Annotated in this window: 6 protein-coding genes; 1 reads left to right on the top strand and 5 read right to left on the bottom strand. The window is 65.2% G+C overall.

The genetic code is table 11. The features are described 5' to 3' along the window. From HUK82_RS06375 to HUK82_RS06365, 3 genes are all read right to left on the bottom strand, one after another. Window positions 1-740 (bottom strand): lytic transglycosylase domain-containing protein (locus HUK82_RS06375; RefSeq protein ID WP_394367484.1); only part of this gene is annotated, 740 nt, incomplete at its 3' end. Beyond that, entirely contained in the window at window positions 728-1129 is a 402-nt protein-coding gene (locus HUK82_RS06370) for a DUF1489 family protein (RefSeq protein ID WP_176613161.1), read from the bottom strand. The genes HUK82_RS06375 and HUK82_RS06370, both read right to left, overlap by 13 nt. Window positions 1130-1137: 8 nt before the next feature. Further along, window positions 1138-2247 carry a nucleoside hydrolase gene (locus HUK82_RS06365; RefSeq protein WP_176613160.1) on the bottom strand — a complete coding sequence of 370 codons (1110 nt, stop codon included), beginning with the start codon at window positions 2245-2247 and terminating at the stop codon, window positions 1138-1140. A gap of 168 nt (window positions 2248-2415) precedes the next feature. On the opposite strand from HUK82_RS06365, the gene HUK82_RS06360 reads away from it, so the two are divergent. Continuing rightward, window positions 2416-4560, top strand: a complete 2145-nt coding sequence (locus HUK82_RS06360; protein WP_176613159.1) for a M3 family metallopeptidase — start codon at window positions 2416-2418, stop codon at window positions 4558-4560. A 50-nt stretch (window positions 4561-4610) separates the two neighbouring features. Here HUK82_RS06360 and HUK82_RS06355 read toward each other — a convergent pair whose 3' ends face one another. Together HUK82_RS06355 and dhaL are read right to left on the bottom strand one after the other, a co-directional pair. Beyond that, on the bottom strand, window positions 4611-5366 hold the full coding sequence (locus HUK82_RS06355) for a GolD/DthD family dehydrogenase (RefSeq protein WP_176613158.1): 756 nt from the start codon (window positions 5364-5366) through the stop codon (window positions 4611-4613). Window positions 5367-5403: 37 nt separating this feature from the next. Continuing rightward, complete coding sequence (dhaL, locus tag HUK82_RS06350; protein ID WP_176613157.1) at window positions 5404-7167, bottom strand: dihydroxyacetone kinase subunit DhaL; 1764 nt, start codon at window positions 7165-7167, stop codon at window positions 5404-5406. Window positions 7168-7175: the final 8 nt, after the last annotated feature.

Raw genomic sequence — 7175 nt, 5'->3', positions numbered from 1 at the left:
CCGTCCGACGGTAGATCGCCCTCGGCCGAGGCGGCGTTGAGCTGGTCCGTGGAGGTCGCCTGCGCGTATTGCGGCGCGTTCTGATCGGACGGGGGCGGCGCGTAGGACGGCGCGGAGGCAACGCTCGGCGTCGACGACGGCTCGTTGCTCGCATACGCGGCCAGAGGGCCGCTCAGTGGGGCCTGCGTGCCGAGATTGGGCGTGATGGACGCGACGTAGTTGACCGTCTCGTTGGGCAGGTCACGCCCGGTGGCGAGATAGTCGTCCAGTCGGGCCGGTCCGGCGTTATAGGCGGCGAGAAAGCCCGGCGCACCGTATTTGGCATACAGAAGATTGAGATATCCCGTGCCCGCCAGGATGTTGTCCCGGGGGTCATACGGATCGGGGCCGAGGGAGAAGCGCTGCTGCATTTCGGCGTATGTCGCGGGCATGAGTTGCATCAGCCCCATCGCGCCCGCGCCCGAGGTGGTCAGATGACCGTTGAGATATTCGTGGCCGCCCGATTCCTGCTGGATCACGGCGCGAATCCACTGGTCGGGGAACGAAAAGCGCCGTGCGGCCTGGCGGATATATGGGCCCCACGGATCGTTGGCGGGGCCGGGCGCGGGATAGGCGCGGTTGGCTTCGTAGTAACGTCCGTAGGACGCGCTGCCGCCACTGCCCGGCGTGCCGGAACACGCGCCCAGACTGGCAAGACCGCCGAGCACGCACAGACGAAGGGCGGTTTTCACAGCAGACACAGGGCGCCGAGGGCGCGGCGCAGGTCGGGCGGCAGGTCGCCGGTGCTGCTGGCCATGGCCGACAGATCGGGCGGTGCGTCGGCGGCCTTGAGATAACGCCAGCCCTGAAATGGACGCATCGCGCGCGGCAGGACGGGCACGATGGCGCGGTCCAGCGCGATGATCGCGCAGGCCACCCCGTCGTCGCGTTCGCCGGTGTCGATGCGCAGGATCCGCTGCCGGCACTGGATCGAGCCGGCGATGACCCGGAACAGCGACCCGCCCGCCAGCAGCGCCTCGGCCTGTTTGGGGAACATGCGGGTGCGCACGATGATCGCGTCGCCGGGCTGTCGGGCGTGCAGTTCGGCCATGTCGGCGATCGAACTGACGCCGACGGCGAGTTTGACCATGTGCAGTGTCACGGCGTGTGGGGTGCCGTGGCCGAAGCGCCGATCGACTGGGCCTGCCGGACGAAGCTGCCCAGAAAACGCGCGGCGTCGACGGTCTGCACCAGCGTCACCTTCCGCACACCCATCGCCAGCGGCGCAGTCTCCTTCGGCCACACATAGGCATGTCCGTAGGAGATACCGCGCGTGGTCTCGACGTCCATATAGGCCTCGACCGAATGCGTCACGAGTGTCGGGTCGGCGGCGATGGCGGCGGCCATCTCGTCCCACATCGGCAGGGGTGCGTAGTATTGCGACAGATACCGCGTGACGGGCGTCGGTTTCACGTTGATCTGGGCCATGTAGGCTTTCGTCATCATCAGGTCGTTGGACACGTTGCCAACCACGACGATCTTCGGCCAGTCGGCGGTGACCGTGATATGGGCGGCCTCGGGATCGAAAATCAGGTTGAAGTCCGAGGCGAAGTCGGCATTGCCGGTGACGGTCATCATGTCGGTATCGATCAGGCCGCCCATGAACACCAGCTGTTTCGCGGTGGAGGCGAAGGTGGGGTCGAGCCGGATCGCAAGCGCCAGATTGGTCATCGGTCCGGTGCAGAGGATCGTCACCTGATGTGGATGTGCGTGGACCTGATGGATCAGGAACAGCGCGGCCGGTTCGTTCGCGGGTCTGAGCGTCGGCATGCCTTCGGGAACCGAGGTCACGGCGGGCTGCGTGGCGGGTGTCTTGTCAATCGACCCGAGGCCGCCCCAGGCCCCTTTCCACGGGATCGTGCCGAACTGCTGTTCGCGCAGGCGCATCAGGGCCACGCTGTTGATCAACGGCAGCGTCGCCCCGTCGGCGACGGGAACGTCCTCCCGGTGCGCGATTTCCAGAAAACGGCGTAGATGGGCGGACTCTTCGTTCTCCCACGCGTCGCCCGCCGCCACCGTAAAGCCGAGCACCCTGACGTGCGGATCGGCCAGCAGGGGAATGGTGGACTGGATGTCGGAGCCGCCCGGCCCGAGAAAATCATTATCCTCAATGATATAGGATGGCTCGTCCGCACGCGCCGCGTACGGCGTCATCACCGATGTCAGGAGGGCCGAGAGGGCGAGGGAGGCAAGACGCAGCGGGCGCATGGAAGGTCCGTGTCAGGGGGCGATGGCGCAATCTATCCCGCGTTCGCCCCGATGTAGAGAGGCTTCGCGCGCCCGTGTGTTTGCGCGCCGGCGCGGGGTGCCTATAACGGCGGCCATCGAGCCGGCCGGCCCTTGCCCCGCCCGCGCACACAAGGATCTGATACCCTGATGAAAACCGCCTGGTTTCTGGGCGCGCTCTGTGCCGCGTCCACCTTCGTAGCCCCCGCCCTCGTCGTGCAGGGGCCGCTCGCACCGCGGGCGCTTGCCGCGACCGGTAATCCGCTGGCGGTCCCGAGCACGCTGCCGATGCAGGCGCCCCGCTTCGACCTGATCCGCGATACGGATTACGAACCCGCCTTCGTGCAGGCCATGGCCATTCAGGCTGCGGAGATGAAGGCCATCGCGCATCAGAAGGCCGCGCCGACCTTCGACAACACCATTGTCGCGATGGAGCGATCGGGCCGGATGCTCGACCGTGTCACGCAGATTTTCTACGGCGTGTATCAGGCAAATACCAACCCTGTGCTGGATCGCACCGAGACGGCCATCGCGCCGAAGCTGTCGCAGCACCAGGACTCGATCTATCTGGATCCGGCGCTGTTTCGCCGTGTGGCGACGCTGTATGCCCGTCGTGCTGCGCTCGGCCTGACGGCGGAGCAGGCGCAACTGCTCGACGTCTGGTATCAGCAGTTCGTGCACGCGGGCGCGCAGTTGTCCGAACACGACAAGGCGACGCTGCGAACCCTGAACACACAGGTGTCGCAACTCCAGACGCAGTTCCAGCAGAAGCTTCTGGCCGCCACACGCGACGCGGCGCTGGTGACGGACACCGCGCAGGCGCTGGACGGTCTGGACGCGGCGACCGTGGACGGCGCGGCGAAAGCGGCGCGCGAGCGCAAGCAGGACGGCAAATGGCTGCTGTCGTTGCAAAACACCACGCAGCAGCCGGCCCTGACGCAGTTGACCGATCGCGGCACGCGTCAGGCGCTGTTCGACAAAAGCTGGACGCGCGCGGAAACCGGCAGTGCCAATGACACGCGCGCGACGATCGCCCAGATCGCGCAGTTGCGCGCGCAGAAGGCAGCCTTGTTCGGGTATCCGGACTTCGCATCGTATGAACTTTTCGACCAGATGGCGAAATCCCCGCAGACCGTTCGCGACTTCATCGCCAAGCTCGCGCCTGCCGTCCATCAGGAGGAGGAGCGCGAGGCCGCGGCGGTGCGCAAGGAGATGGCGGAAGACAAGGGGCCGTCCGACCTTCGTCCTTGGGACTGGTCCTTTTATGCGGACCGTCTTCGCCAGAAGACGTTCTCGTTCGATGCCGCCGAGGCGCGACCGTATTTCGAGTTGAATACCGTGCTGCGCGACGGCGTGTTCTTCGCCGCCAATAAGCTCTACGGCATCACGTTCCAGCAGCGGACCGACCTGCCGGTCTATAATCCGGACGTCATGGTGTTCGACGTGCGTGACCGCGACGGTGCGCCGCTGGGCCTGATGTATTTCGACTATTTCAAGCGCGACAACAAGAACGGCGGCGCGTGGATGTCGAACTTCGTTACCCAGTCCGCACTGCTGGGCACGAAGCCGGTGATCTATAACGTCGCCAATTTCCCCAAAGCGCCCGACGGGCAGCCGCAGCTGATCACGTACGAAGACGTGATCACGATGTTTCATGAATTCGGTCATGCTCTGCATGGTCTTTTCGCAGCCCAGACCTATCCCACTCTGTCCGGTACGGCCGTTGCGCGTGACTTCGTTGAATTTCCATCCCAGTTCAACGAGCACTGGGCGCTGGACCCGGCGGTCTTCGCGCACTACGCCCGTCACTACAAGACGGGCGCGCCGATGCCCGCGGCGCTGGTCGAGAAAATCAAGTCATCCGCCCGCTTCGATCGGGGTTATGCGATGGGTGAGCTGATAGCCGCGGCCGAGCTCGATATGGAATGGCACAGCCTTCCGGCGTCGGCGCCACGGCAGAATGTCGATGCCTTCGAGACGGCGGCGCTGGGCCGCATGGATCTGGATACGGCTCTGGTGCCGCCCCGGTATCGATCGAGCTATTTCCTGCATATCTGGTCGAACGGCTATGCGGCCGGCTATTACGCGTATCTGTGGACGCAGATGCTGGCCGACGATGCGTTCGCGTGGTTCCAGGCGCATGGCGGCCTGACGCGCGAGAATGGCGACCGCTTCCGCGAGCTTGTGCTCTCGCGCGGTCATACGCAAGACTATGCGCCGATGTTCCATGGATTCTACGGCAAGGATCCCGACATCGATCCGATGCTGCGGCATCGTATAAAGGGCGAGGACTAAAAGAACCAGTCCGGGGCGCGATCCAAAGTGCCCCGGACGGTTTGAGTGTATCAGCGAATGGTGTAGCCGCCGTCGATGACGAAGTTCTCGCCGTTGACCATCGCCGCCGCATCGCTGACGAGATACAGAACCGCGCACGCGATTTCATCAGGCTGCGCGAAGCGCCGTGTCGGGACCTCCGCACGGAAGGCGTCGCCCACAGGGCCCGCCCAGACCTTCTTGCCGAGTTCGGTTTCGACCACGGTGGGCGAGATCGCGTTGGTGGTGACGCCCCGTGGTCCCCACTCGAAGGCAAGTACCTTGGTCAGGCCCAGTATGCCGGCCTTGCTTGCGCTGTAGGCGGCATGTTTGTCGAGCGCGACGAGTGCCGCCTGCGATGCGATGTTGACGATCCGCCCGTGCCCGCGCTCGCACATGGCGGGGCCGAGGGTTCGGGCGAACAGAAACGGCGCGCGCATGTTGATGGCAAATGTCAGGTCCCACGTCTCGGTCGTGGTTTCGGCCGCGGGCGCAATTAGCGCGATGCCGGCATTGTTGATCAGGATGTCCACGCGCCCAAGGGTCGAGAGTGCGGTTTCGCATGCCGACACGATGGCAGCCTCGTCGGTGACGTCGGCCTGAACGCCGATATGACCGTCGCCCAGCGACGTTGCGGTTGCCGCAACCGTGTCGCTGCGGTCGATCAGGCACAGACGGGCGCCCTGTTCGGCGAGGCGCCGCGCGATGGCCAGTCCTATGCCCGAGGCGCCGCCTGTCACGACGGCGACCTGCCCCGACAGGGAAAGAAGTTCGGAAAGAGCTTTCATCGTTCTTTATCCTTGCTTGTTATTGAACGAATGACCCTCAGCGCACGAGGGTACCAAGGCCGTCGGCGAAGGTTTGCAGGATCAGGCAGCACGACGTGGCACCCGCGTCGAGCACCCCGCGCGAACGCTCGCCCAGTCGGCTTGCGCGGCCGATGCGCGCCACCAGGTCGATCGTCGAATCCCGTCCGCGTTCGGCCGCGCTGCTCATGGCCAGCAATGCTTCGGCCAGCCCCCGATCTTCCGCGGCGTGGAATGCGCGCACCGCTGGCACAAGCGTGTCCATAAGCGTCTTGTCGCCGACGTCGGCGTTACCCAGCGACCGGATCCCGGCTTCGGCACCGTCGAGCATCAGGCCCACCATGCGTGCGTCGATGAATGCGGCACCCTCGAGAGGACGTGCCATGCCCGAGAAAAAGCGGCCATACAGCGGTCCCATCGACCCGCCGATCCCCGCCATCAGCGCATCCGACAGCGCGTTCAGCGCGACGGGCAGCGGCGGCGCGTTGGCGGCGAGCGCATCGCCGCAGCGTGAGAAGCCCTTGGCCATGTTGATGCCGTGATCGCCATCGCCGATCTTGCCGTCGATATCGCTCAGCCATTCGCGCGCGCCCACGATGGCGCGGATAAGCCCGGGCACGATCTGCGTCGTCTCCGAGAGCGGCACGCCCGATTCGGGACGATAGGCGGTCTGATCAACGTGGTTGGTCATGCCCGTCTTTTCGGCCGCGGTGGCGGCAGGCGCGTCCGTCGCCGGAGCGTCTATGGCGTCGGAGGTCTGGACGAGGCCGATCGTGGTGGCCGGAGCGGCCATGAGGCGGTCGAGCTCGGGGTCCAGTTTCATGATCGTGAGTGTCGCGCCCTTCATCTCCAGTGATGTGAAGAAGTTGCCGACCAGGCGGTGCTTGACGACCACACCGTGCTTTTCCAGACGATCGGCAATGTCCGCGTAGAGGACATGCAGTTCGATAACCGGGGTAGCACCTAGCCCGGAGAGCAGGACGGTCACCTCAGCACCCCTTGCAAGCCCAAGATCGGCCAGAACGAGGTCGCACATGCGCGCGGCCATGTCGCGGGCACTCTCCAGCGGCCGCACTTCGACCCCCGGTTCGCCATGGTGCCCGATGCCGACTTCCATAGTGCCGGCGTCGATGTTGAAATTCGGGTGTCCATTGGCGACGATCGTGCACGGAGACAGGCCGATGCCGATAGAGCGTGTATTGTCGATCGCGCGTTGGGCAACCGCCAGGACGTCTTGCAGAGACGCACCTTCCTCGGCGTGCGCGCCAGCGACTTTCCACATCAGGATTTCACCGGCAACCCCGCGCCGCCGATGTCGTTCGTCGGGTGGTGCGGAGGCGACGTCATCATTGGCCACGACCGTGCCCACCGCGATCCCGTCGTTCTCGGCATCCTGCATGGCCAGACGAACATTCATCGTGTCGCCGGCATAGTTCCCGAACAGGCACGCGACACCCGCGCCGGAATCCGCGACACGCATGGCATCGAGAAAGCTCGCGGCGGTGGGCGAGGAAAAGATCTCGCCGATAGCGACCGCATCGAGCATTCCCCGGCCAACATAGCCGAGAAACGCCGGTTCGTGACCGGATCCGCCGCCGGTGATCACGCCGACCTTGCGACGCCCCGTCCGTGTGCTGCGGGCAAGCACACGCGGGTTCGGCGTGGCGCTGAGGATCGACGGGTGGGCGAGGAGATAGCCACGGACGCCGTCTTCAACGATCTCGTCAGGATCGTTGAAAATTCGGTCCAGAGCGACACGCGTCGCTCGCGGGTGGTCGGTCATGTTTCATC

The organism is Ameyamaea chiangmaiensis, assembly GCF_013376175.1.
GTDB classification, from domain to species: domain Bacteria; phylum Pseudomonadota; class Alphaproteobacteria; order Acetobacterales; family Acetobacteraceae; genus Ameyamaea; species Ameyamaea chiangmaiensis.
This window is presented reverse-complemented; position numbering and strand designations above follow the sequence as displayed.

Coding starts and splice junctions, on each gene's coding strand:
- HUK82_RS06370 (WP_176613161.1), bottom strand. CDS start 1,129: ATGGTCAAACTCGCCGTCGGCGTCAGTTCGATCGCCGACATGGCCGAA.
- HUK82_RS06365 (WP_176613160.1), bottom strand. CDS start 2,247: ATGCGCCCGCTGCGTCTTGCCTCCCTCGCCCTCTCGGCCCTCCTGACA.
- HUK82_RS06360 (WP_176613159.1), top strand. CDS start 2,416: ATGAAAACCGCCTGGTTTCTGGGCGCGCTCTGTGCCGCGTCCACCTTC.
- HUK82_RS06355 (WP_176613158.1), bottom strand. CDS start 5,366: ATGAAAGCTCTTTCCGAACTTCTTTCCCTGTCGGGGCAGGTCGCCGTC.
- dhaL (WP_176613157.1), bottom strand. CDS start 7,167: ATGACCGACCACCCGCGAGCGACGCGTGTCGCTCTGGACCGAATTTTC.